Source organism: Rhizobacter terrae (assembly GCF_003852895.1).
GTDB classification, from domain to species: Bacteria; Pseudomonadota; Gammaproteobacteria; order Burkholderiales; family Burkholderiaceae_C; genus Albitalea; species Albitalea terrae.
On sequence record NZ_QUSW01000006.1, the window covers coordinates 174,968 to 199,080 of the forward strand.

At 69.5% G+C, this 24,113-nt stretch carries 21 protein-coding genes; 2 read left to right on the plus strand and 19 right to left on the minus strand.

What is annotated here, in order from left to right; translation table 11 throughout:
• Positions 1-169: 169 nt before the first annotated feature.
• Complete coding sequence (locus tag DZC73_RS20780) at positions 170-4,231, plus strand: hypothetical protein (protein WP_124542293.1); 4,062 nt, start codon at positions 170-172, stop codon at positions 4,229-4,231.
• Positions 4,232-4,288: 57 nt separating this feature from the next.
• Here DZC73_RS20780 and DZC73_RS20785 read toward each other — a convergent pair whose 3' ends face one another.
• From DZC73_RS20785 to sctU, 10 genes are all read right to left on the minus strand, one after another.
• Entirely contained in the window at positions 4,289-5,671 is a 1,383-nt protein-coding gene (locus tag DZC73_RS20785) for a sigma-54-dependent transcriptional regulator (RefSeq protein WP_198414914.1), read from the minus strand.
• A 54-nt stretch (positions 5,672-5,725) separates the two neighbouring features.
• Positions 5,726-7,585, minus strand: a complete 1,860-nt coding sequence (locus DZC73_RS20790; protein ID WP_161974679.1) for an ATP-binding protein — start codon at positions 7,583-7,585, stop codon at positions 5,726-5,728.
• A 79-nt stretch (positions 7,586-7,664) separates the two neighbouring features.
• Positions 7,665-8,120 carry a CesT family type III secretion system chaperone gene (locus DZC73_RS20795; protein WP_124542295.1) on the minus strand — a complete coding sequence of 152 codons (456 nt, stop codon included), beginning with the start codon at positions 8,118-8,120 and terminating at the stop codon, positions 7,665-7,667.
• Positions 8,117-9,022 (minus strand): hypothetical protein, encoded by a 906-nt coding sequence (locus DZC73_RS20800; protein WP_124542296.1) that lies wholly within the window; start codon positions 9,020-9,022, stop codon positions 8,117-8,119. Before DZC73_RS20800 ends, DZC73_RS20795 begins: the two co-directional genes overlap by 4 nt.
• A complete protein-coding gene (sctS, locus tag DZC73_RS20805) occupies positions 9,019-9,279 on the minus strand; it encodes a type III secretion system export apparatus subunit SctS (protein ID WP_124542297.1) in 261 nt (86 codons plus the stop codon). Before sctS ends, DZC73_RS20800 begins: the two co-directional genes overlap by 4 nt.
• Positions 9,280-9,292: 13 nt before the next feature.
• Entirely contained in the window at positions 9,293-9,952 is a 660-nt protein-coding gene (gene sctR, locus DZC73_RS20810; RefSeq protein ID WP_124542298.1) for a type III secretion system export apparatus subunit SctR, read from the minus strand.
• Positions 9,930-10,973: a type III secretion system cytoplasmic ring protein SctQ gene (gene sctQ, locus DZC73_RS20815; protein WP_124542299.1), complete on the minus strand. Its 1,044-nt coding sequence runs from the start codon at positions 10,971-10,973 to the stop codon at positions 9,930-9,932. The genes sctR and sctQ overlap by 23 nt, the downstream gene beginning before the upstream one ends.
• Positions 10,970-11,548 (minus strand): type III secretion system protein SctP, encoded by a 579-nt coding sequence (sctP, locus tag DZC73_RS20820; protein WP_124542300.1) that lies wholly within the window; start codon positions 11,546-11,548, stop codon positions 10,970-10,972. Before sctP ends, sctQ begins: the two co-directional genes overlap by 4 nt.
• A gap of 16 nt (positions 11,549-11,564) precedes the next feature.
• Entirely contained in the window at positions 11,565-13,517 is a 1,953-nt protein-coding gene (locus DZC73_RS20825; protein ID WP_124542301.1) for an FHIPEP family type III secretion protein, read from the minus strand.
• Complete coding sequence (gene sctU, locus DZC73_RS20830) at positions 13,514-14,581, minus strand: type III secretion system export apparatus subunit SctU (RefSeq protein ID WP_124542302.1); 1,068 nt, start codon at positions 14,579-14,581, stop codon at positions 13,514-13,516. Before sctU ends, DZC73_RS20825 begins: the two co-directional genes overlap by 4 nt.
• Positions 14,582-14,731: 150 nt before the next feature.
• Between sctU and DZC73_RS20835 the strand changes: the two genes are divergently transcribed.
• Positions 14,732-16,438 (plus strand): sensor histidine kinase, encoded by a 1,707-nt coding sequence (locus DZC73_RS20835; RefSeq protein WP_124542303.1) that lies wholly within the window; start codon positions 14,732-14,734, stop codon positions 16,436-16,438.
• Between the two features lie 4 nt (positions 16,439-16,442).
• Here the strand turns inward: DZC73_RS20835 and DZC73_RS20840 are convergent, their stop codons facing one another.
• The 9 genes from DZC73_RS20840 to DZC73_RS20880 form a co-directional block, all read right to left on the minus strand.
• A complete protein-coding gene (locus tag DZC73_RS20840; protein WP_124542304.1) occupies positions 16,443-17,015 on the minus strand; it encodes a lytic transglycosylase domain-containing protein in 573 nt (190 codons plus the stop codon).
• Between the two features lie 4 nt (positions 17,016-17,019).
• Positions 17,020-18,483, minus strand: coding sequence for a helix-turn-helix transcriptional regulator (locus DZC73_RS20845; protein ID WP_124542305.1), 1,464 nt, complete (start codon positions 18,481-18,483; stop codon positions 17,020-17,022).
• Positions 18,484-18,795: 312 nt separating this feature from the next.
• Positions 18,796-19,599 (minus strand): type III secretion system export apparatus subunit SctT, encoded by an 804-nt coding sequence (gene sctT / locus DZC73_RS20850; RefSeq protein WP_124542306.1) that lies wholly within the window; start codon positions 19,597-19,599, stop codon positions 18,796-18,798.
• Complete coding sequence (locus tag DZC73_RS20855) at positions 19,592-20,107, minus strand: hypothetical protein (RefSeq protein WP_124542307.1); 516 nt, start codon at positions 20,105-20,107, stop codon at positions 19,592-19,594. The genes sctT and DZC73_RS20855 overlap by 8 nt, the downstream gene beginning before the upstream one ends.
• Positions 20,108-20,113: 6 nt before the next feature.
• The gene (sctN, locus tag DZC73_RS20860) at positions 20,114-21,433 is read right to left on the minus strand and encodes a type III secretion system ATPase SctN (RefSeq protein WP_124542308.1); all 1,320 of its coding nucleotides are present in this window, start codon (positions 21,431-21,433) and stop codon (positions 20,114-20,116) included.
• 13 nt (positions 21,434-21,446) lie between these two features.
• Positions 21,447-22,244, minus strand: coding sequence for a FliH/SctL family protein (locus DZC73_RS20865; protein ID WP_124542309.1), 798 nt, complete (start codon positions 22,242-22,244; stop codon positions 21,447-21,449).
• Positions 22,163-22,858 (minus strand): type III secretion protein HrpB4, encoded by a 696-nt coding sequence (locus DZC73_RS20870; protein WP_124542310.1) that lies wholly within the window; start codon positions 22,856-22,858, stop codon positions 22,163-22,165. Before DZC73_RS20870 ends, DZC73_RS20865 begins: the two co-directional genes overlap by 82 nt.
• Before the next feature lie 20 nt (positions 22,859-22,878).
• Positions 22,879-23,676 (minus strand): type III secretion system inner membrane ring lipoprotein SctJ, encoded by a 798-nt coding sequence (gene sctJ / locus DZC73_RS20875; RefSeq protein ID WP_407924120.1) that lies wholly within the window; start codon positions 23,674-23,676, stop codon positions 22,879-22,881.
• A gap of 7 nt (positions 23,677-23,683) precedes the next feature.
• Positions 23,684-24,109: a hypothetical protein gene (locus tag DZC73_RS20880; RefSeq protein WP_161974681.1), complete on the minus strand. Its 426-nt coding sequence runs from the start codon at positions 24,107-24,109 to the stop codon at positions 23,684-23,686.
• Between the last annotated feature and the right edge of the window lie 4 nt (positions 24,110-24,113).

Genomic DNA, 24,113 nt, shown 5'->3' on the forward strand with positions numbered 1-24,113 from the left:
CAGGTTAGGACGCGCCATGCGCCAGGCACCAAGGCCGTGCGAAGAGGCGGCTCGCCACACGAAGCGATGAGCCCTTCGGGCCATGCCACCCTTTCTTCGTTTATCGATGTGGCCGCGGCGAACAGGCTTCCTACGCTGGAAGGAATCGTTCCCCTGTCACGGAGATTTCATGACCCTGTCCAAGCAGATCACCCACCGCCCGGCCGATGCCGGCACGGTGAACGTCACCACCCGGCAGCCGAACACCGACGACCCGCAGATCGAGTCCTCGCGTGATGGCTCGCGGCGCAAGAACACCACGGACCTGGACACGCAGCACCGTCCCACGCCACATGGCCCCCAGCGCATGCGCCCGCGTGCGCAGCACACCGCCTTGCAGCGCACCGACGCGACACCGTCGGGCGCCGACAGCCAGGCCGTCGTGCTGCGCCCGCCGCGTGAAATGGCGATGCTCTCGCAGCGCACGCGGATGGCCTACCAGACGCTGTCGCAGCTCTCGCAGAACCTGGTGCGCGACGGCATCGACCCCTATGCGGACGGTGCGCCCGCTGACCGCGCCGACCCCTACTTCGCCGCGCTCCAGAACTACGTCACCGAGGCCAGTGGCGAGATCCGTGCGCTGACCACCAAGCCGCAGTCGCTGGAAGACCCCACGGTCCAGCGCTACTTCGCCAACGTGCTCGGCCAGTTCGCCGGCAACACCGCCACCTTCACCATTCCCACCGTCGTGGCGGCCGCGCTGGAACATGTGCTGGGCGACAAGGCCGCCATGGCGGTGTATGCCGGGTCCATCGGCCTGATGGCCGGCGTGGGCGGCGACCTGCAGCCGGCCGTCACGCGGCTGGCAGGCGGCGTCGCGGCAAACCTCTTCGCCTCCACCGGCAACCATGGCCTCACCGGGCTGTACAAGGCCATCGCCGGTCAGCTGGGCATCACGCTCGGCAGCGTGATGATCCACGGCCTCACGCACATGAGCCTCACCGCCATGTCGCCGGAGTTCTTCGGCGGCACCGTGGCCGGCCGCGGCGTGCGGGCAGGCATCGCCGGCGGCGTCATGTCGATCGGCACGCAGGCGGCCCTGATGGGTGCGGCCCACCTCACGCTGCGCCGCAACGGCGTGAACCGCGCACAGGAGCTGCCGGAGATGGACCACACGCGGTCCGCCAAGGGCGGCGTGTTCCTCAACGGCCTGTCCGCGGTCTCGGAACGCACCACTGCCACGCACAAGATGAAGGAAGTGGCGGCGCGCACCGTGAGCGCACTGGTGGGCGCCGTCGCGCTGTACGGGCTCACGCTGGCGGCCAGCGATGCGGCCAAGAACGGGCACATCTCGCGCGTGGGCCAGTCGGCCGCTTCCATCCTCGGCGCCTACACCGTGTTCTTCGGCATCCTCTCGGCCATCCAGGCGCTGGGCACGCTGATGATGTTCGACCCCAAGCGCCACATCGCGCGCTTCGGCAAGATGGGCGGCGAGCACCTGGGCCAGCAGCTCGCCGACTGCGCCATGACCAACACCCAGCGCCTGCTGGACCGCGGCGCGGTGGCCATGAGCAAGGGCGCGATGGGCGAGGATTTGCAGCGCTTCGTCAACGGTGCAGCCTCGGTGCTCAACGGCGAGGCCTTCCGCACCGGCCGGCTGGAGGACGCCACGGAACTGGCCATGCACATCCATGGCCTGGCCGCCGCCGTGCGAGAGGACGCGCAGTCGCTGGCGAACCACGACCTCACCGACACCACGCTGCATGCGCTGGCCGACAAGCTGCACGTGTCGGCCACCTCCATCGAGATCGCGGTGCAGAACCATGACCCGGCCAAGGGCGGCGTGCTTTATCCCGAGCTGAGCGATGCCTTGAACCGCCTGCGCCAGGACAAGGCACTGCTGCTCAAGGGCATGTGCCAGCTCGGCGGGCATGACCAGCTCGGCACGGACACGCGCTTCATGCAGCAAGCCGAGCGGCTGGTGACGCTGTTCAACGCCGTCTCGCTCGTCGAGCAGCAGGCCAAGGCCAGCGACGTCGTGTCGCGCTTCATGAAGTTCACGCAGAACAGCGCCGATGCCGCAGCCACCGCCAAGGCCGTGGGCGTGCTCTCGCGGCCGGGCATGGTCGACCAGGTGCTGCAGCACGTGCAGCGCAGCGGGCAGGATGCGGTGGTGTTGCGCAATGCGGTGCAGCGCCTGTCCCAGGCCCAGTTCGGCGACGCGGCCACCGCCCCGCAAAAGGGCGGGCTGGCCGCCAAGCTTGCGCTGCTGGAAAACGGCCTGAACCGGCAGATCAACGACGGCCATCGCACGCGCGACGTCGAGAACCAGCAGCTGGACCAGCTCGTGCTCGACTTCGCCTCGGGCGACACGGCCACGCGCGACCGCGCCTGGGGCCGCTTTGCGCTAGCCTTCCGCAACGGCGATTTCGCCGCCAGCCAGCTCTACCGCCGCGTGCTGCGCCACCTGGACGACCCGAGCCTGGACCTGCCGCACACCCCCGAAAGCGGCCGGCTGCTCCCCTGGCACGACGCGCTCAAGGCCTTCCGCGACAAGCTGGATGCACCGCTGCTGCAGTCGATGCGCGACGAGATCGAGCCGCCGTCCGACGATGTGCACGGCCTCGCGGAATCGATGATGCAAGGCCTCTGGGACGACCTGCAGAAGATGCCCGAAGCGCAGCGCAACATGATCGGCGGCATGCTCAGCCTGCCCTCCGAGCGCCCGGTGCCGGGCGTGCCGGTGCATGCGCAGAAGGACATCCACGCCCACCTCACCAACTACAACGGCATCGTCACCGACATCGCGCGCCAAGTGCTGTTCAACCACGCGAACCGGGTGGAGGAGATGACCAACGCGGCCATCCCGCACCAGATCCCGAACTCCACGGCGGAGAAGAAGTACTACACCACGGTGGAGCGGCTCATGGACTACATGAACCGCGACTACATGCTGGGCATGCAATGGCTGAAGATGAACACGCAGCAGCAGCACCGCGTGCTCCAGCTCTTCGCCGATGCGCGCGAGGACGAAGGATTCACGGCGCGCATCGATGTGTCCAGCACCGGCGTGGACCCGACCGACAAGAACTCCGCCAAGCGCGAGCTCGCGCTGCTGGAGCGCGCCTTCCAGGACACCGGGCTGGAGTTCAAGGTGATGGGCGAGACCACGCTGCGCAAGGAGCAGGTGCGCAAGCTCACACCGCGCGAGATCAAGGTCGACGGCGAAGCCTCGGAGGAAACGCTGCGCGAGGCGATGATCGCCGGCAAGGCCATCCTCTTGCATGCGGACAACGGCGACAGCCACCTGTCCAAGCGCGGCAACAGCCAGCGGCTGGACGTGGTGTTCCAGAAGATGGCCGACTTCGTCACCAACTGGCCGGGTGCGGATCCGATCCGCGGCAAGGCCGGCAACGAGGCGGCCGCGGCAGCGCGCATGCTGCTGTGCTACGCCCACGCCGCGGGCCTGGCGCGCTTCATGTCGGACAAGCCCGACCACGTGCGCCTGATCGACCGCATGCTGCGTGATCCGCGGATGAACAACGACCAGGCGCTGATCGTGCTGGACGTCGCCTGGGACTTCGTCTCGCACTTCGCGCTGCAGAACGTGTACGACAACCTGAAGAAGGCCAACCTGGCGCCGGCGATTTCACAGGCGCTGCAGAACATCCTCAAGAGCTACCGCGCCTTCGAGGTCATCGGCGGCACGGCCGACAAGGCCGACGACCTGGGCGACCTCGACCAGGCCCAGCTGCGCGCCACCGCCGGCAACGACGTGACCGACCTGCACATGCAGACGCTGGCCAGCTTCAGGCACACCGTCAAGCGCAGCTTCGAGACGCCGGCCGTGCGCACCGCCTTCGCGAACATGGCGCGCCACATGGGCGCCGAGGGCAACAACTGGCTGTACCTGTTCGCGCAGCATCCGGGCCGCCTCGCCTACGGGTCGGACACCCTCGCCCCCGGCATCAAGGCGCATGGTGCAGATGCGTTCGCGCTGAACTCGCGCAACTACGAGTTCGTCTACGTCATCTTCGACGAGCTGGCCAAGCACTGGCCCGACGAGTTCGGCGACATCACGCAGCAGCTCTCGCGCGGCACCTACGACCGCATCACGAACGACGCGGGACTGGAGGCGCGGCGGCAGGCCTACGAGCGCGATGTGCGCGAAGGCGGTGGCCAGTGGGGGTCGACGCCGGCGAGGCCGGAGAGGATGTTTGCGGAGGGCCTGCTGGACCGCGAGCGGACTTGAGTCAGCGGGTGATCGGACTGGGCCTGTCGAAGGCCCAGTCCCGCCTCAGCAACGCCTTCACCCCTCCCCATCCGCCTTGTAATCCGCCGTGTCGATGTTCAGGGCCTTCAGCTTCCGATAGGTCGTCGCGAGGTTCATCCTCAGCTCGCGCGCCACCTCTTTCACCTGCCCGCCGTGCCGACGCAAGGCCGCCTCCAGCAGGCTGCGCTCGATCATCGCCATCGACTCGTCGAAGGAGCGTGCCGACCCGCTGGCGGCCTGGGCGTCCACGAACAGCGGCAGCCCCAGCACCAGCCGTTCGGCGCAGCTCTTGAGTTCGCGCACGTTGCCGGGCCACGGGTTGCCCAGCAACTGTTCGTGGAACTCGGACGTCAGCGGCGGCACGGGCATGTCGAACCGCAGGGCTGCCTGGTGCGCGAATACCTCCAGCAGCGAGATCACGTCGCCCAGCCGGTCGCGCAGCGGCGGCACGTGCAGCGCGGCCACGTTGAGGCGATAGAACAAGTCCGGCCGGAACAGGCCGCGCTCGCTCAGGTCCTTGAGGTCGACCTTGGTGGCCGCGACCACGCGGAAGTCCAGCCGGATGGGCTTGTTGCTGCCCAGCCGCTCCACCTCGCGTTCCTGCAGCACGCGCAGCACCTTGGCCTGCAGCGCCAGCGGCATCGCCTCGATCTCGTCGAGGAACAGCGTGCCGTTCTTCGCATGCTCGAACTTGCCGATGCGCTGCTTGCCCGCGCCGGTGAAGGCACCCGCCTCGTGGCCGAACAGCTCGCTCTCGAACAGGTTCTCGGGGATGGCCGCGCAGTTCACCGCCACGAAGTTGCCCATGCGGCGCGAGAAGTCATGCAGGCAGCGTGCCACCAGTTCCTTGCCGGTGCCCGTCTCGCCTTGCACCAGCACGTCCACCGGCGTGGGCGCCAGGCGCAGCACCAGGTCGCGCAGCTGGCGCATGGCCGGGCTGTCGCCGCGCAGCACCTCGCTGATGCCCGAGGACGCGGCCAGTTGCCGCTTGAGCTGGCGGTTCTCCAGCACCAGCGTGTGGCGGTCGGAGGCGCGTGACACCACCGCCAGCAGGCGTTCACGACTGAAGGGTTTTTCGAGGAATTCGTAGGCGCCGGAGCGGATGGCCTCGATGGCGGTGGGAATGTCGCCATGGCCGGTCATGAGCACCACCGGCAGGTCCGCATCGCGCGCCTTGACGCGTGCCAGCACCGCCAGGCCGTCGGCATTGGGCAGGCGAAGGTCGGTGAGCACGACGGACACCGGCTCCGCCCCCAGGCCGGCCAGTGCGGACTCGGCATCGCCGTAGCTGGCCACCTGGAACCCCGCCAGTTCGAGCGAGCGCTGCAGCGTCTGGCGGAAAGCGTCATCGTCCTCGATGAGCACCACGCGGCGGGCGGGATCGATGGTGGGTTCGTTGTCGATCGGAAGGCTGGACATGAATGCGGAGGATCCTGGTCTCGGATGATGAATGATCGCGCAGGAGCCAGCCCGTCAAGGCAGTACCCGCGGCAGGCTGAGTTCGAATGCGGCACCGCCGTCCACGTCGTTGTAGGCGCTGAGCTCGCCGCCCATGGCCCGCAGCGCGTCGCGCGACAGTGCAAGCCCGAGCCCCAGGCCCTGGCCGGCGGCCTTGGTCGAGAAGAACGGGTGGAACAGCCGCTCGTGCACGGCCGGTGCGAACCCGGGCCCGTTGTCGCAGATGGTGAGCTGCACCATCGACGGCCCCGCCGTGCAGGAGAAATGGATGCGCCGCTGCGCCTGCCCGGCCATGGCGTCGATGGCGTTGTTCACGAGATTGGCGATGACGTGCACCACCTGCCCTTCGTCGGCCTGCACCTGCGCATCGGCGCCGAAGCGGGTGATCTGGCACGGCGTCTGCGCCAGGCGCGACTGCACGAGCGACAGCGCCTCGTCGATGGCCGCGCGCAGGGACACGCTGCGCAGCGGCGCGTTCTCGCGCACCGGGAAGGCCGCCAGCTTGGACGCGAGATCGGTGAGCCGCCCACTCAGGCTGACCATGGAGCGAAGGCTTTGCTTCACCTCCTCGCGGTGCCCATGGCGCGCGAGTTCGATGGTGGTCTCCGCCAGCAGGCGGATGGAAGCCAGCGGCTGGTTGAGCTCGTGGTTCACGCTGGCCACCAGGTAGCCCACGTTTGAGAAGCGCTGTGCGTAGGCCAGGGTCTGCTCGGTCTCGCGCAGGTCGCGCTCGGCCTTGGCGTGCAGCGACAGCAGCTCCAGCCGCGCGGCGGTGAAGGCGCGCTCCTGCTCGGCCTCGTGGTGCAGCGCGGCGCCGAAGGCCTCGTAGGCACCCCGGCTGTCGCCCATGCCTTCGAGCAGGCCGGCGAGCACGCGCTCGGCCTCGGGCAGCATCGGCGAGTGGGAGGCGCGCAGCAAATGGTCGATGGCCCGCAGCGCGTCGTTGCGTGCCGCTGCCGGGCGGCCCTGAGCGATGCGGCATTCGGCGCCGCGCAGCCAGGCGAGTCCGAGGATGACGGGGTCGTCCAGCCGCCGTGCGAGGCGCAGCAGCCGCTGGTAGGCGGACATGCGGGCAGCGAGGTCTCCGCGCTCGGCGGCAACCCGCACGATCACGCCCAGCACTGCGGCCGATTGCGCGCCGGCGTCGGTGTCCACCGCCTCGGCCGGCGGGAGCACGCGCAGAGCGGCATCCAACTCGTCGTCGGCGGCACGCTCCTCGCCGGAAGCCCGCAGGCGGCGCGACAGCTCCAGGCGGGACATCGCCTCGATGGCCAGCAGCCGGTGGCGCACGGGCCGCGGCGCCTCGGACATCCGGCTGCAGGCCTGCTGGGCGAAATGCACCGCGGCCAGCAGGTTGCCCTGCCGTCGGTAGGCTGCCGACAGCAGCGAATGGCAGCGCGCGGTCTGCATCGGCGAGCCCATGCGCTCGAAGCGGTCGGCCGCCTCGGCCAGCAGCGTCTCGGCCAGTTCGTTCTCGCCGGCATCCAGGCAGCAGCGTCCGCGCAGCTTGAGCACCTCGGTGGATCGCCAGCGGTCGTCCAGGCGTTCCAGCAGCGGCTGCGCCTGCACGCACATCACGTAGGCCGCGCAGGGGTCGCGCAGGCGCAGCGCGATGACCGCGGCGCGGTGCAGGCTGCGCGGCAGCACGGTCGGGTCGTCGCTGGCCCGGGCCATCGCCAGCGCCTCGTCGAGCAAGGCACGGGCGCGGTCGGGGTCGCGCCGCGCGGCCTCCAGCGCCTGGCGCAGCGGCGCGCCGATCTCCTCGCGCAGCTCGCCTTCGGCCGGGCGGTGCGGCCACAGGGACGGCCGGCCGCCACCCGTCGGCGGGGAGCCCGGTGTGGACACGAAGACGGACGCAGGGTCGGCCATGGCCATGGAGGATCGGTCGGACCGGCGCAGTACCCGGCCCCACCGGGCGGTCGGCGAGTGGAAACGGTTCGAGCCTAGCAAATCTTCAGGCACGCAGCCAAGCGTAGTCGCCGGAAGCGATGCCCTCGAACATGTCATCGATGGCCTGGCTCATGTGGTCGCGCCAGTAGCGGCCGTGTTCGGCATAGTGCACCAGCGTGTCGGCGAACCATGCACCATCCACCTCGTCGCCCATGGGCACGCGCAGGATGAGCAGCACCCCGCCGGTGTCGGGGTTAACCGCCAGCTGCGCCTGGTCCTGCGCGTACACGAGCAGGTTGCTCTCCAGCATCATGCGAAAGATGCGCAGCGTGCGGCCCGCCGTCACGATGCCGTAGTCGAACTGCAGGTACATCGCCTCGGGATCGTCCTGAAAGTGATCGAGCAGCAAGGTGAAGCCATCGACCTCCAGGGTCTTGGTCTCCAGCACCACGCGCGGGTCGCCGAGCCCTGTGGTCTCGCACATGGCCTGCACCAGTTGCTCAAAGCGTTCGAAGCTCATGACGCGATTCCCGAGCTGCGCGACAAGGCCGCCAGGCGCACGCGCTTGTCCTGGCGCTGCGACGGCGTGAAGGGCTTGTGCAGGTCGAACAGCACCAGCGGCAGCAGGCAGAAGAAGACCGGCCTCATCGGGTTGGGCGGCAGCATGCGCGCCAGGGGTTGCCGCAGGGACAGCAGCAGTTCGCGCACGCCGCCGAAGCTGCCGTGCTCGAAGGACCTGTCCTGCGCGGTGGCATAGAGCGCGGCCACCTGACCCAGCCAGGGCTTGCGCCAGCCCGCACTGCCCGGGCCATGCGCGGCGCCGAGCAGCCGCTCGGCCAGGGCACGGCGCAGTTCGCCCATGCCGCCGGCGGCGAGCGCATCCTGCGCCCAGGTCGTGTCCACCGCGGAAAGCTGCACCCCCATGCGCACCGGCGCCGCCACCGCCACGCGGATTCGCGCGCCCGGCCCGCGGCGTGGCATCTCGGGTGAGGCATCGTCGCGCTCCTCATCCTCGTCGCGCGAGGAACCGCCGCGTCCGCCATGGCCACCTCCGTGCTCGCCGATGGCCTGCACGTGCCGCCCATGCGGGCCGGCGTGCATCGGGCCCAGGTGGAGCAGGTGGTTCTCCTCGCCTTCCTCGCCGTCTTCTTCCTCTGACCACTCGGGCGTGGATTCGGCGGACGCCGTCTCGCGCACTTCGGCCATCGGCGGACGCGGCCCCGGCTTCAGCTTGGCCAGCATGGCATGCGCCATCGCCGAATGCGCGGCCAAGGCCGCGGCCGTGCGGATGCGCGTGTTGCGGTAGGTGGTGGCCTGCTCGCCCGCCAGCACGCGGCGCGTCGCCTGGCGCGTCTGCAGCTGCTGTTGCTGCGCATGCGCCAGCTGGGCCGCACGCACCTTCGAGCTGGGGTCGGACTTCATGACATCGCCATGCGCATCATCGAGCGGGCGAATTCCAGCACCAGCCGGGCGCCCCAGGGCGCGGCCAGCAGCAGCGTGACGACCACGGAGATCATCTTCGCGCCCTGCGAGATGGCCTGCTCCTGCAGCGAGGTCACCGCCTGCACGAAGGCCACCAGCAGGCCGACGCCGGCGGCCACCAGCACCGCCGGCAGCGAGACGACCAGGCACAGCATCATGGCTTCGGACGTCACGCGCACGATCTCTTCGCTTCCCATGGGACGCGCCCTCCTATCGGTATGTCATCACGAGGCCGTGCAGCAGCATGGACCAGCCGTCCATCACCACGAACAGCAGCAGCTTGAATGGAATCGCCACCTGCGTGGGCGTGACCTGGGACAGGCCCAGGGCCAGCAGGATGTTGGCCGTGACCAGGTCCACCACGATGAACGCCAGGTAGATGAGGAAACCGATCTTGAAGGCCTCCGTCAGCTCCGACAGCGTGAAGGCGGGCGCGAGGACGATGAGGTCGTCGGCCTTCACCTGCTTGGCGCGTTCGGGCGTCCACACCGCCGAGACCGACTTCAGGAAGAAGGCCTTCTCGCGTGCATGCGCATGCTTGTCCAGGAAGCGCCGCACCGGCTCGCGCGCGGCTTCCATCGCGGTGGCCACCTGCTTGGTGCCGGTGCCCGGCCCGCCGCCCGGGCGCGACAAGGCATCGAAGGAATCCATGAAGATGGGCGCGACGATGTACACCGACACGATGATCGCGATGCCGTTGAGCACCATGTTGGGCGGCACCTGCTGCACGCCCAGCGCGTTGCGCACCAGGCCCAGAACCACCACGATCTTGGTGTAGGACGTGACCATCATCGCCGCGAACGGCAGGAAGCCGATGGCGAAGATGATCGCCAGCAGCGGGATGATCTCAGTCGCCGGATCGGGCTGCATCGTCGCTCGCCAAGGTCTGGATGCGTGCGCCCAGCCGGTCGCCCACGGCCACCAGGGCCGCGGTGCCGAGCACCTTGCCGCAGGCCACCAGCCGGATGGGTGCATCCGCCAGCGACGCGGCCAGTTCGATGACATAGCCGGCGGACATGCCTTCGAGTTCGGACAGCGGCAAGGGCACCGTGTCGATCTCGAAGCGCACCGGCACGTCGATGTCGCCCATGGTGGGCACGGCCGCGCCGTCCGCGCCGGCAAGGTCGTCGTCTTCCTGTTCGATCATGCGTCCCGCTCCTCGCAGGGTGAGTTGGGTGTCATTGACCTGCACCGGCGCGGTGAAGCAGCGCCCACCGCGCGCGCCCACGCTCAGCCGGCAGTCGGTGGCCTCGTCCATGCCGTTGCCGTCCAGCAGCAGCACGTCATTCAGTTCCAGGGTGGACAGCACCCGCCGCGGCACGGCCCGCATCGCCAGCGTGACGCGCCCGCGCAGTGCCAGCGACGGCGCGAGCACGCGGCCCGGTGGCGGCAGCACGCGGCGAAGCCGGCGCCACAGCGTGGCCGGCGCGCGCGTGACCGCGAAGCAGGCCACCGGCCGTCCGCCCTTGACGATGCGAACCCAGCCGCTGGCCGGCAGCGGCTCATGCATGGCGTCCAGCCCGCCGATGGCCGTCTCCGTGAGGCCCAGCGCCTGCAGGGCCTCGACGAGCGGCTGCATCAGCGCTTCAGCGGCGAGCTGCCGCAGCACGGGCGTCATGTCCTGCGATGGCGCCGTGCCGGCTTCGAGCGAGGCCATGCCGGGCGCCGCGAGGCAAGCCTCCAGCACGCCATCGGGTGTCTCCAGCGTGAGCCGGTGCAGGCGTCCCGCCGGGGCACCTGCATGCGGCATGAGCTGCAGGCCGGGCAGCGAGTTCGCCATGCCGGCTGCGAGCGCTCGGTGGTGCAGCGCGCGTGCCGCGGCGGCCGTGCCAGCTGCCATCCGCGGCAGGCGGCCGGCCAGGGGCGTGAACGGAACAGCGGACGGGCTCATGTCGAATCGAAGCTGATGGCGATCTCGCGCCGAGGCGCGATGGTGGATTCCAGGAGCCGCGCCAGTTCGTCGCGGCCCTTGAACAATAGGTCGTGCGATCGCGCGTCGCGCGCCTGAAACCGAAGCGTCAGCCAATGCGGCGAAAGGGCAAGGTGCAGCGTGGTGTCGGCCACCAGCTCGGCGCGCAGGTCCATCTGCACCTGCCAGCCTTCGGCGCCCGACACTGCGCGGTCGTTGCAGAAGCCGCAGATGGTGTGGGCCAGTTCCTCGGCCACGCGCAGCCAGGTATCGTCGGGGCGCAGGGCGGCGGCGGCATGGACTTCGGTGGTGGCCAGCGGAGGCTGCTCGAGGTGCGATGCCTGGATCTCGCGCCGCGGTGGCGACGGCGATGCAACAGGCGCCGGCGCATCCTCGTCTTGCGCAGCCGGTGACTCCTCCTCGTCGACATCGTCGTCCACGACCGGGTTCGGCAAGCGACGCTGGCGCAACAGGGCCGCAAAGCCCGTGGCCCCGCCGGCCCGCACGGGCGTGTCCGGCTTGGGCAGAACGGTGGGCAACGCCTTCACGCGGCTCACGGCAGCAGGCTCCTCGTCACAGCGACACGCGGCCGACGGGTTCCAGCTTCACGTGCGGCCCAAGCTCCTGGAACGAATACACGCCCAGCCACTTCATGTCCGTCTCGACGATGCGGCGCACGTAGCGGCGGATGTCCATCGACGTCACCACCGCCAACGCCGGCCGCGGCTCGCTGCCGGCCATGTCCTTGATGTTCTCGGCAATGGCCGACATGGTGTCCGGCGGCAGCGCGAGGTAGTTGCCCGCAGGCGTGGGCTTGACGGCCTCGCGGATCATCTTCTCCAGCATCGGGTCCAGCAGCACCGCTGACAGCGTGCCGGTGCCGCCGGTGGCGCGGTGCGTGAGGTAGCGGCCCAGGTCGCCGCGCACGTACTCGGTGAGCATGAGCACGTCCTTTTCCTTCGGACCCCAGGCGATGAGGCTCTCGCAGATGGCGCGCATGTTGCGAATGGACAGTTGCTCCTCCAGCAGCCGGCGCAGCACCTCGGAGATGCGCTGCAGCGGCAGCACCTTCTGTGCTTCCGCCACGAGGCCGGGGTAGTCCTGGCCCACGCGCTCCAGCACCCACTGCACTTCCTGGATGCCGAGGAACAGGTGCGCCTGGTCGTGCAGCACCATCACTGCATGCTTGGCGATGGCCTCTTCGTTGGTCGGCACGTCACCCCCGCCCTTCGCACCAGGCACCAGCGTGCCGTCGCTCGCGGGCACGTCGTGCACGAGGATGCAATAGCTGTTCTCCGCCATCGCTGCGTGCTGCCACAGCCGGATGCCGGGGAACGGCAGGCCGAGCTTCTCCTGCAGCGAGCCGCGCTCCTTCTCGAAGGCCGAACCCAGCAGCACCGGGTCGAGCGAGGCAGACAGTGCCGGCGCGAGCGTCACCGCGAGCGGGCAGCTGAACGCCGCCGGCTGCTCCTCGATGCCGCGGGTGATCTCGCCCTTGGCACCCTCGCGCTGGAGCCCCTTGAACGGGCTGGCCTCGTTGTCCACCACCTTGCCGCTTTGCAGCTTGCGCCCGGCCATGACCAGCAAGGCCGCGAGGGTGAGGAAGACGAACCACGGGAAGCCCGGCACCGCCGCGAAGCCGCACAGCAAGGCGGCGGCCAGGTACAGCGCCTGTGGGTTGGACATCATCTGGCTCGCGATCTCCGCGCCCAGGGGCTTGGGGCGCTTGGCGTCGTCGGCCACGCGGGTGATGATCACGCCCGCGGCCACGCAGATCAGCAGCGACGGGATCTGCGACACCATCGCATCGCCGATGGACAGCACCGCGAACACGTTGGCCGCCTCGGCCGCCGGCATGCCGTGGTAGCTCACGCCGATGACGATGCCCGCCAGCAGGTTGATGGCCGTAATGACCAGCCCCGCGATGGCGTCGCCCTTGACGAACTTCATCGCGCCGTCCATGCCGCCGTGCAGCTGGCTTTCCATCGCGAGGTGCGCGCGCTTGGTGCGCGCCTCCTCGCCGGTGAGGTGGCCGGCACGCAGGTCGGCATCGATGCTCATCTGCTTGCCCGGCATCGCGTCCAGCGTGAAGCGCGCGCCGACCTCGGCCACCCGCTCCGAACCCTTGGCGATCACGATGAACTGCACGATGGCGATGATGAGGAACACCACGATGCCCACCACCAGGTTGCCCGCCACCACCAGGTTGCCGAAGGCGTCGATGATGTGCCCCGCGTTCGCATGCAGCAAGATGAGCTTGGTCGACGCGATGTTCAGCGCCAGCCGGAACAGCGTGGTGAACAGCAGCAGCGACGGGAACGAACTGAGCGCCACCGCGTTCGGGATGTACAGCGCCACCATCAGCAGCAGCACGCTCACCGTGAGGTTCACGCCCAGCAGCATGTCGATGACCAGCGTGGGCAGCGGAAAGATGATGAGGCCGAGGATGGCGCAGATGGCCGCGAGCGTGCCGATCTCGGCGCCGAAGCCCTTCTTGCCCACCGGATGCAGTGCGGACGTGCTCATCGTGCGGCTCCCATGGCGTCGGGCCGGCGGCCCATCTTCTCGACCCAGCGCAGCACGGCGGCCACGGCCTCGAACAGTTCGGCGGGAACCATGGCACCCACCTCCACCTTGTGCAGCGCACGCGCCAGCGGCGGATTCGCGAACACCGGCACGCCCAGGCGTTCGGCGTGGCGGCGAATGTTCAGCGCCTCAGCGTCGACTCCCTTGGCGACAACCACCGGCAGCCCGGTTTCATCAGCCACGTAGCGGATGGCCACGGCGTAGTGCGTCGGATTCACGACCACGGCGCTCGCCCCCGCGACGGCCTTCGCCGGGCCGGAGTTGGCGATCTCATGCGCCATCTGCTTGCGCTTGCCCTTGAGCTGCGGGTCGCCTTCCTGGCTCTTGTGCTCGCGCTTGACCTCGTCCTTGGACATGCGCTGGTCCTTGATGAAAAGCCAGCGCTGCATCGCGAAATCCACCGGCGACAGCACGATGAAGAGGATGAGCGCGAACATCAGCATCTTGAAGATCGCCGACCAGGCGATGGTGCCGATGCCCGCCACCGACTGCCAGGCCGCGCCGCCGATCATCGGCAGCAGCATGAGGATGACCTGCCACACCGCGACGCCGATGATGCCGGCCTTGAGCACCATCATCAGGAAATTCAACAGCGACTTGACCGAGAAGAGCTTCTTCGTGCCGGCCACCGGGTCGAGCTTCTCGGGCTTGGGTGCCACCGCTTCCATGGCCACCAGCAAGCCCACGTGCGAGAGCAGCCCGAGCGCGGCGCCCACCGCCGCCACGATCACCAGCGGCATCACCGCCACCAGCGCATCCAGCGCCATGAGCTGCATGCGGCGGTACATCTCGTGCAGCGGCATGTCGCCGTTGCCGAAGTCCAGCGACAGCGAGATCGCCGAATGCAGCCGCTCCACGATCGTGTCGCCCGTGGCCCGCAGCACGATCACCACGCCCAGCATGGACGCCGCGACCGCGACGTCGTGGCTCTTGGCCACCTCGCCTTTCTCGCGTGCCTTCTCCAGCTTGTGGTCTGTGGGCTCTTCGGTCTTTTCGTCGGACATGGCGTCTCGCCGCGAAGTGGTCTGTCCAGCGTAGGGCCGGGGGCCCGGGCCGCATGGACGGCCAGCGAAGGCGCATACGGAAAACGGAACCCCCTTCGCACCATCGCGACCTTGACATCGGCCCGGGCCTGCCCCACCCTTGCCGCGCCCATGAAGTCCACGCGCCTCGACCCGCCCGCCATCGATTCCTCATCCGACCTGCTGGCCCAGGCCTCGGCCGCCGGCAACGACTTCCCGAAGGGCTTGCGGCTGGCCGAGCAGGCGGTGACGCTGGCCCGGCGCGACGGCGCGGGCGACGAGGTGCTGGGCCAGGCCTTGCTGCTGCAAGCCCACTTCGCCTGGCGGCTGTTCGACTACGCGCTGGCTTATGAATCCGCGCTGGATGCCAGCAGCGTGCTCGAGCGCTGCGGTGACGAACGCCGGCGCAGCCGGGCGCTGAACTACTGCTTCATCGTCTGCATCGAGACCGGCGACCTGGTGCGTGCCATCGAGCATTCCACCCGCGCACTGGCCATGGCACAGGCCGACCAGCACCCCGGCCAGCGCGCCACGCTGCTGCACAACCAGGCGGTGGTCTACGAGATGATCGAGGACTACGACACCGCCCTGTCCTGCCTGGCCGAATCTGCGCAGCTGTACGACCGGCTGGTGCAGGGCGAGGCCGGCGCCTTCTTCGCCCGTGTCAACGCGGCCGGCATCCACCTGGCGCGGGCCGACCGGGCCGCGGGCCGTGCCGACGAGGCCCAGGTTCACCGCGATGCGGCGCGCGCTGCCTTGCCCGCCCTGCGCACCGATGCCGATCCGGCCGCGCTGCAGATGTGGCTGTCCATCCAGTCCCGCCTGGGCGACATGGCCGCGGCGCGCGATGCCGCCGTGCTGTGCATTGCCCGTGCACGGGCCAACCCCGCCAGCGAACGCTACAAGACCTACGCCCTGCTCGCCCTGGCCGACTACCACCTCGGCCTGGGCCGCCGCCGACGCGGCGTGGCCTGCCTGCGCCGCGCCGCCGACAAGCTGCGCGCCGCGCAGAACCAGTCGCACCTGAGCGCCACCGAGCGCCGCCTGGCCGCGCTGTACGCCGACATGGGCGACCACGACTGCGCATTGCAGTGGATCCGCCGCGCGCACACCGACAACACGCGCATGCAGGCCGAGCGCCACATGGTGCGCTGGAGCTTCGCCGAAGCCGACCGCGACGAGAAGCGCCGCCGCGAGCTGCCGCAGGAAGTGCTGGTGCATGCGCAGCGCCTGGACGTGGTGGGCCGGCTCATCGCCGAGATCCACCACGCGCTGGCGCCGCCGCTGAACGTGGCGCGCTCGCGGCTGCTTTCGCTGCTGAACGACGACGGCGCGCCGCAGCAGCTGGAGCAGGGCCTGAGCGAGGTCATCACGCAGGTGGATGCAGCGGCCTCGCTGGTCGGGCAGCTGAAGATGTTCTCCTACCGCGCCTCGCCGCAGCCCAGCGAGGTGAACCCGCAGGCCGCCCTCGCCCAGGCCTGGAAGGACGCCGCGCTGTGGCGCCACGGGCCGCCGCGCGAGCTGCGCATCGACTCGCGCCTGCGCATGGCCGTGCACGTGGATGCGCAGCGCCTGGCGGTGCTGCTGCGCATCCTGCTGATCGAAGCGGACCGTGCCAGCGCGCCGGCAGACCTGGCCGCCACCATCGACGCCGAAGGCGCGATGTGCCGCATGCGCATCGCCACCACCGCGCAGGACCTGGAGCGGGTCAGCGCAGGCGTGGGCATCACCTTGTGCGCCGAGATCGCGGGCGAAGTGGGCGGGCGCCTGTCCTTCGACCGCGAGGCCGACCGCGGCGTCGTCTTCGACCTGCGGCTGCCCCTGCTGCGCACCCTCTGAGCGATCAGCGGGCCGGGCAAGGCGGCGGCGCGTACGTCGACTCGCTGTACACGCGGTACCAGTCGAGCACCGAGCGCACGTAGGCCTGCGTCTCCGCATACGGCGGGATGCCGGCATATTTCAGCACCGCCCCCTCGCCGGCGTTGTAGGCGGCCAGTGCCAGGTCAAGCCGCTGCGGAAAGAGCCTGAGCAGCCGGGCCAGGTGCTGCGCCCCCACCCGCAGGTTCACTGCCGGATCGAGCAGCTGCGTGCGCGCATCGTCCAGGCCCAGTTGCTGCGCGGTCGCAGGCATGAGCTGCATCAACCCCATCGCGCCCTTGGCCGACACCGCGCCTGCGTCGAAGCCCGACTCCACGTGCACGATGGCCTTGATCAGCGAGGCATCCTGCCCGTTGACCGCAGCCGCTTCGCCGATCATCTGCACGAAGGGCTCGGCCATGTGCAGGCGAGAGCAGCGTGGACCCAACCCCGACAGGCGCCCGAGCGGCCGCCACGCGGGTTCGAGCACCAGCCCTGCGCGCGCGGGCATCGCCAATGCGCAGGCGATGACCGCCGCGCCTGCCGCATGCCGCTTCATCGCGTCACGCGGCGGCAGCCGGCAGGACCTCGCGGCGGGCCAGCGTGTCGGCAGGCGTCTCGCGGAAGTGCTTGCGGTAGGACGAGACCAGCGTCGAGCGGTTGCGGATGCCCCAGCGCGCGGCTGTCTCGATCACGTTCAGCCCGCAGCCTTCGGCCTGCAGCAGATCGGCGCGGATGCGCTCCACCCGGTTGCGGCGCAGCACCTCGGCGGGCGTCATGCCCAGGTGGGTGCGAAAGGCCGACTGCACGGCACGCTCGGTCACGCCGATGTGCTCGGCGATCTCGCGCACGCTCAAGTCGGGCCGGTCCATGTGCGAAAGCAGGTAGCGGTAGGCGCGGCGGTACTTGGCCGGCAGTGCAAGTTCGACCTCGTCGCGCGCCTCGCCGGTGCGCGCGGACTCGGCGGCAGCGGTCACCGGCCGCGGCATCTCCTGGCGCAGGCACATCACCGATTCGAGGGCGTAGCGCTGGTAGTGGCGCAGGCATTCCTCGTTCTGGCCGGTCATCTCGCACAGCTTGGCGCGGCAGTACGAGAGCTCGAAGTTCCAGCGCTGCGGCCCTTCGCCCTGGCGCGTGCTCAGCGGCTCCAGCAGCGAACGCGCGAGCTCGGCCTGGTGCGTGGCGATGGCCACCAGCGCCGCCTCCATGCGGCATTGCCGTTCGGCGGATGCCAGGTGCATGCGCCGCAGCCAGGCCAGGTGGTCGTGCACCGACTCCAGCGAGCGCACCGAGCCGTGCTGGGCCCGCAGCAGGCACACCAGCAAGGCCAGCCGCTGGGTGAGCAGAACATGCGAGCCGCAGGCCTGCAGCATCTGCATGAGCTGCGATTGCAGCTGCGCATCATCCGGGCGCGAGGCGGCCCAGGCGGAATCCGATTGCCAGAAGATGTGGTCGGCCAGCGCGGCGTGCGTGCGGATCATCGCCTGTGCCGACAGCTCCAGGCGGACCAGGCGCAGGAACAGCGACAAGGACGGCAGGTCGGCATCGCCGTTGGCCGCCGCGCCGTCCACCCGCGACTGCGCATCCGACAACGCATGGTTGGCCATGTCGCTGCGGCCCAGCGCATGCTGTGTGAGCGCGGCACCGGCCAGGGCTTCGACCTGCTGCGACAGGCTCGCACCTTCGTCGTCGGCCAGCCGCTGGAAGCAGTTCGCGGCCACGGCATAGCGGCGCTGGTACAGGCTGAGGAAACCGGTGTTGCGGCAGGAGATGACGCGCAGCTGGCCACGCGGCGCGGCACCCGCCACCGCGAGCGACTGGCGGTAAGCCTCTTCGGCTTCTTCAGCGCGGTCCTGCGCGAGCAGCAGGTCGGCGGCGAGCACGGCTTCTTCCAGCGCGGCGGGTTCGTCGTCCAGCACGGCCAGCGCCTGCGATGCGGCATCCTGTGCACGGCCAGCCAGCACCATGGGCACCAGGCGGCGTGCACCGCCGGTACGCGTCAAAGCGGAGAGCATGAAGAAGAACATCTGGACTCCTTGTGGTGGTTTTTTCCTCGGACGAAAGCCATGCTAGGAGTGCCGTTCGTGAAAAATTTCATGAATGGTCAGGCAGCTTTCGTTACACCCCAGGCGAAGAAAAACAGGCCTCGAATCTCATTCGTGAGAAAGCGCTGTCAGATCGAGGCTGGCGACGGTGTCCGGACGATGCCGATGCGAAGCCTTGCAGCGGTTTGCGAAGGCTGGCGTTCTCGTGCTTGCGAATGGTGTGCAGCGCAGCAAGGTGACAACTGCAACGGCGCTGCCTGCGGCCTCGGGTTTGTCCTGAGGACAGTCCGCCCGCTACTTCGCAGGCAGCAGCTTTTCCATGCGCGGCAACAGATCGCGCGGCACGAGGAACTGCTTCACCTCGGCGATGAACACGCCCGCCAGGAGCGCGAGCAGCAGCATGGTCACCGCGCCCTTGACGGGTTGTGCGAGCGAATGCGGCTCCAGCTTGTCGGCCGCGCGCGTGACGAGACCGAAGCCCAGGTCGATGAGCAGCAGCACCAGCAGCACCGGCGCGGCGAACTTCACCGTCATCGTCATCAGCGTGTCGACCTCGGTGAGGAAGACCACGTCCGAAAAGCCCTTCATCGACGGCAGCGGCGACATCAGCGGCCAGATGCGGAAGGAGTCGAACAGCGCGCCGATCAGCACCAGCATGCCGCCCAGCGCGAAGAAGACCGCGATGACCAGGTGCACCAGCAGCTCCGACACCGGCGTGCTCTGCTGCCCCGTGAGCGGGTTGGTGAGCTGCACGCTGTTGTAGCCGGCCTGCGTGTCCATGAGCGCGCCCACGCACTCGGCCACCCAGAACACGGTGGACGCGGCGAAGCCCAGCATCAGTCCGACGATCGCCTCCTTGACGGCGATGGACAGCCACATCATCGGCGGCAGCGAGGCCACGCCGTCCGGCGGCAGGCCGGCGGCGATGAACAGGCCGAACATCACCACGGTCCCGTTGCGTACCAGGCCCTGCACCGCATCGCCCGACATGGCCGGCAGCACCATGAACACCACGTACAGGCGCAGCCCGCACAGCGCCACCGTCTTGAGCATGTCGGAGAACGACATGCCGATGTGGACCAGGTCGAATTCAGCCATCGCCCCTCCCCCGTGCCGAGCGCGAACGGCCGATGCGCGCGCTGGCCATCTCTTCGGATTCCTCGTCGGCCGACTCTTCCTCGGCCTGGTCCTTCTTGCGAATCAGCTCGGCGATGCGTGCATCGAAGCGCTCGATGCGTTCGTTGTTGCGGCGCCAGGCCGCCTGCGCGGCCTCGACCTGCTGCGCCTGCCATTGCTGCGTGCTGTCGCAACGCTTGACGACCTTGTCGGCCTCGCCCTTGGCGGCCAGTTGCGTCTCGATGGCGAAGTCGGCGGACTTCACATGGTCCGGCGTGAAGGGCCGGTCCAGCAGGTCGGAGCGTTCCTGCAACGCAAGGCGATGTTCCTCCACCTTGCGCTCCAGCTCGTCACGCGCCGCCTGAGCCTCGGCCGCGACGCGTTCCATCTCCGAACGCTGCTGGGCGAGTGCGGCTTCCAGCGCCTTGGCGCGGCGCCGGCGGATGCCGGCCAGCACGCGCAGGCTGCGGGTCTGCGGATCGGCCGCCATGGCCAGTCAGTGCACCAGCGACGACAGCTGCGCCAGCGTGTCCTCGAAGGGCCGCAGGTCGGTCGTCGCCTGGTTGAGGAAGGCGCGGATGCCCTCGATGCGCTCCACTGCCGCATCGGCATGCGGATCGTTGCCGGCCTTGTACTCACCCACCTGCAGCAGCATCTCGACCTCGTCGTACTTGGCCATCAGGCTGCGCAGCGCCGAGGCCATGGCCACGTGCTCCTTGGGCACGATCTGCGTCATCACGCGGCTCAGGCTGCCCAGCACGTCGATGGCCGGGTACTGGTTCTTGGCCGCGATGCGGCGCGACAGGATCATGTGGCCGTCGAGAATGCCTCGCACTTCCTCGGCGATCGGGTCACCGCCGCTCTCGTCCTCGGCCAGCACGGTGTACAGCGCGGTGATGGAGCCCTTGGCGCCCATGCCGGTGCGCTCCAGCAGCCGCGGCAGCTCGGCGAACACCGAAGGCGGGAAGCCGCGCCGCGCCGGCGGCTCGCCCGCCGCCAGGCCGATCTCGCGCTGGGCGCGGGCGAAGCGGGTGAGCGAGTCCATCATCAGCAGCACCTTCTTGCCCTCGTCGCGGAAGTGCTCGGCCACCGCGGTGGCCACGTAGGCCGCCTTGGCCCGCTCGATGGACGAACGGTCGGACGTCGCGCACACCACCACCGAGCGCGCCATGCCCTCGGGGCCGAGGATGAACTCGATGAACTCGCGCACCTCGCGGCCGCGTTCGCCGATGAGTGCGATCACGCTCACGTCGCACTGCGCGCCGCGCGCGAGCATGCCCATCAGCGTGCTCTTGCCGGCACCGGCCGGCGCGAAGATGCCCATGCGCTGGCCTTCGCCGAAGGTCATCAGGCCGTCGATGATGCGCACGCCGGTGGGCAGCGGGTGCTCGATCATCTGCCGGCTCATCGGGTCCGGCGGGTCGGCGTACACCAGCCGCTCGGTACCACCGCGTATCGGCCCCTTGCCGTCGATCGGGTCGCCCAGGCCGCTGATGACGCGCCCGAGCAGCGACTGCCCCACGCGCACGCTCAGCGGCTTGCCGGTGCCGATGACGCGCGTCGCATCGCTCACGCCGGTGAGGCCGCCGAAGGGCGAGAGCACCGCCCCGCCCTTGCCGAAGCCCACCACCTCCGCGCGCTGCAGCTTGCGCCCGCGCGCATCCTCCAGCTCGCACAACTCGCCCATGCGCACGTCCAGCCCGGTCGCGCGGATGAGCGTGCCCACCACCTCGAAGACCTTGCCGGTGCGTTCCAGCACCGACTCGTACTTGAGCTCGTCTTCGAGGGCCTGGGCGAACTTGAGCAGGTCGTTCATGGTGCGCATGGCCTCAGGCGGCGTCGGTGTGTGGCGAGGTGTCGGGTTCGTCGTTGTCGGCCGGGGCGTGGTGCGGCGAGGAAGTCTCCATGCCCACCACCTCGGCGGCAGGCTGCGTGGACTCCTCCAGCATCATGTGCTGGGCCGCGCGGTCCATGGCGCGCTTGATGGCGGCCAGCTGCGTCTTCAGGCCCGCGTCGATCACGCCCTGGTCCGACTCGAAGAGGCAGCTGCCGGGCTCCAGTGCCGAGTCGCCCTTCACTTCGATCTGCAGGCGGCCGGCCGCGCAAGGCGCGAAAGCGGCCACCGCGGTGAGTGCGCTGCCCAGTTCATCGGGACTCACGCGCAGCGTGGCCATGGGCACGTCGCGCACCAGGCGCGAGATCTGCTGCAAGGCGCGGTTGAACAGCGTCACGCGGTCCTCGTGCGAGACGATGCGCTCCAGCGCCAGCGACACGATCTGGCTCAGCCGCTGCGTCTGGCGCATCAGGTTGCGCTGGGTGGAAGCGCCCTCTCGCAGCGCCTGCTCGGTCCACTGCTCGGTCGCCTCGCGCAGCCCCTGCGCGAAGCCTTCCTCGCGCGCCCGGGCGTAGTCCTCGCGGGCGGCTTCCATCTCCTGCTCGATCTGCGCCTGCGCCGCCTCGCGCATCTGCGCGATCTCTTCCTCCACGCCGGCTATCAGGCGCTCGCGCTCGCCTTGCAGCGTGCGCGCCGCGTCCAGCAGGCCGGTCAGTGCAGCGAAGTCGGCGGCGCGGACGACCCCGTCGGGGACACCGACAGTGCACGATCCATGTCTGAACCAAACAACCATGCGAGCTCCGGAAAATACTCGTGCAGCCGGTCGACCGTGCGCTGCGTCGCGCCGCTCGGCCGGCTGTCGGGATGCGGCTCGCCGCCCTGTGCCGCAGGCGGGAGGCTCAGCCGCACGATGGTGATGAGCATGGGATGCCGCCAGGCGGCCTGCGAACACAGCAGCCGGAAGCCTTCGATGGCCAGCCGCTCGGGGTCGGCATCGAAGGCCGCCATGGGCTCGACCGCCTGCATGAGCGGCGCCGGCTCCTGCAGCACCTTCTCGTAGGCGCTCTCGCCGATGCCTTCGATGAGCAGTTCGCGCACGACGCGCCCCACCGAGCGGCGCACAGCGTCGCGCCGGCCGTCCAGTGCGCAGGCGGCCAGCACCTTCACGAGACCCGCGCGGTCCAGCAGCGCCAGGCGATGCGCCGGCTCGCGGAAGGCGGTGAGTGCCGGCCAGCGCAGGTCATACACGCGCGCCAGCAAGGCCGAATGCCGCCGCAGCGGCAGGCGTGCGGCAGTGCGCGCCGCCTGCGGCCCCAGCCGCGCCCAGGCGGCATCGATCCACGCAGGATGCAGGTCCGCAGCCAGCGAGGCGGCCTTGCGGTCGATGGCGCTCAGCAGCGAACGCATTGACGTGAGCTCGTCAATGCTCACGATGCCGCCTCATGCGGCCGCGCCTCGGAGCGATGGGTCAGTGCAGCGGTGCGACGGCGCAGCCCAGCCGGAAGCCACTGCGGACGCAGCAGCACCAGCGCGGCCAGGCCCACGGCCAGCACGGTCACGGCGCACAGCGCCATCGTGAGCGTGGACGGGCCGCGCATCTGCAAGGCGCGCAACTGGTCGCCCACCTCGCCGGGCGTCGCCGCGACCACGGTGACGTTGACGTTGTCGTAGGTCAGGCCTTCCACGCTGCGCATCACGAGGTTCTTCACCACCGGCGTCAGCGTGGCGACGTTCACGTCCGCCCGGTGCTTGATGAACACCGAGGCGCTGGACGGCTTCACGTTCTCGGCCAGCGGGTCGTTGTTGGGCAGCACCACGTGGACCCGCGCGGTGATCACGCCGTCGATGGACGACAACGTGGCCGACAGCTCCTGCGACACGCCGTAGATGAAGCGCACGCGCTCCTCGGTGGGCGTGGAGATGAGCCCGTCCTTCTTGAACACCTCGCCCAGGTTGACGTGCGCCTGCGACGGCAGGCCGTTGGCGCGCAGCACCGCCAGCGCCGCGCCCAGCTCGTCGCTCTCGACGGCCACCGTCCAGGTCTTGCCGTCGGGCGATGCCTTGCTGGCCTGCAGGCCCGAGTTCAGCAGCACGCCCAGCATCTGGTTGGCGTCGGCTTCCTGCAACTTGGAATACAGGTCCTGCTTGCAGCCGGCCAGTGCCAGCACCAGCGTGCAGCAAGCCAGGCGCAACAGGACGGCGGGACGGGGCAGGCGGTTGGTCACGGCAGCCTCACTGATTCTTCAGCAGCGACTGCACGCTCTTGTTCGTGCCCGAGGCCACCGAAGTCGCGGCCTGCAGCTGGAAGTTGCCGATGGACGCCGCCTCGCTCACCTCGATGGACGCGGCGACGAATTCGCTGGGCGACATGTACGGCGCCTGCGCCCGCAGCTCGGCCACGCGTTCGTGCGTCTGCTTCAGGAACTCTTCGCCGTTGGACATGATGTGCGTGAGCATGCTGTCCTGCGGGCGCATCTCCGCCTGTTGGGCGGGCTGCGGCTTTTCCATCATCTCGCGAAAGCGCTGCGTGAGCTCCTGCATGTCGGGCGTGCCGGCCTGCTGCTGCTGCGCAATCACCTGCAGTGGCGGCGCGACGGCACCGACGGCCTGGGTCTGGTGGTGGGCCGCGATGGCGGCCACCGAATCGACGGGGTTCATCGTG

Bases quoted from the DNA above. Each gene is read 5' to 3' on its own strand.
- DZC73_RS20835 (WP_124542303.1), top strand. From the start codon at position 14,732: ATGAAGTCCACGCGCCTCGACCCGCCCGCCATCGATTCCTCATCCGAC.
- sctS (WP_124542297.1), bottom strand. From the start codon at position 9,279: ATGGGAAGCGAAGAGATCGTGCGCGTGACGTCCGAAGCCATGATGCTG.
- DZC73_RS20865 (WP_124542309.1), bottom strand. From the start codon at position 22,244: ATGGTTGTTTGGTTCAGACATGGATCGTGCACTGTCGGTGTCCCCGAC.
- sctQ (WP_124542299.1), bottom strand. From the start codon at position 10,973: ATGAGCCCGTCCGCTGTTCCGTTCACGCCCCTGGCCGGCCGCCTGCCG.
- DZC73_RS20855 (WP_124542307.1), bottom strand. From the start codon at position 20,107: ATGGCGGCCGATCCGCAGACCCGCAGCCTGCGCGTGCTGGCCGGCATC.
- DZC73_RS20785 (WP_198414914.1), bottom strand. From the start codon at position 5,671: ATGTCCAGCCTTCCGATCGACAACGAACCCACCATCGATCCCGCCCGC.
- DZC73_RS20870 (WP_124542310.1), bottom strand. From the start codon at position 22,858: ATGCGTTCGCTGCTGAGCGCCATCGACCGCAAGGCCGCCTCGCTGGCT.
- sctU (WP_124542302.1), bottom strand. From the start codon at position 14,581: ATGTCCGACGAAAAGACCGAAGAGCCCACAGACCACAAGCTGGAGAAG.
- DZC73_RS20840 (WP_124542304.1), bottom strand. From the start codon at position 17,015: ATGAAGCGGCATGCGGCAGGCGCGGCGGTCATCGCCTGCGCATTGGCG.
- DZC73_RS20800 (WP_124542296.1), bottom strand. From the start codon at position 9,022: ATGAAGTCCGACCCCAGCTCGAAGGTGCGTGCGGCCCAGCTGGCGCAT.
- DZC73_RS20880 (WP_161974681.1), bottom strand. From the start codon at position 24,109: ATGAACCCCGTCGATTCGGTGGCCGCCATCGCGGCCCACCACCAGACC.
- DZC73_RS20780 (WP_124542293.1), top strand. From the start codon at position 170: ATGACCCTGTCCAAGCAGATCACCCACCGCCCGGCCGATGCCGGCACG.
- DZC73_RS20825 (WP_124542301.1), bottom strand. From the start codon at position 13,517: ATGAGCACGTCCGCACTGCATCCGGTGGGCAAGAAGGGCTTCGGCGCC.
- DZC73_RS20845 (WP_124542305.1), bottom strand. From the start codon at position 18,483: ATGTTCTTCTTCATGCTCTCCGCTTTGACGCGTACCGGCGGTGCACGC.
- sctR (WP_124542298.1), bottom strand. From the start codon at position 9,952: ATGCAGCCCGATCCGGCGACTGAGATCATCCCGCTGCTGGCGATCATC.
- sctN (WP_124542308.1), bottom strand. From the start codon at position 21,433: ATGAACGACCTGCTCAAGTTCGCCCAGGCCCTCGAAGACGAGCTCAAG.
- DZC73_RS20795 (WP_124542295.1), bottom strand. From the start codon at position 8,120: ATGAGCTTCGAACGCTTTGAGCAACTGGTGCAGGCCATGTGCGAGACC.
- DZC73_RS20790 (WP_161974679.1), bottom strand. From the start codon at position 7,585: ATGGCCATGGCCGACCCTGCGTCCGTCTTCGTGTCCACACCGGGCTCC.
- sctT (WP_124542306.1), bottom strand. From the start codon at position 19,599: ATGGCTGAATTCGACCTGGTCCACATCGGCATGTCGTTCTCCGACATG.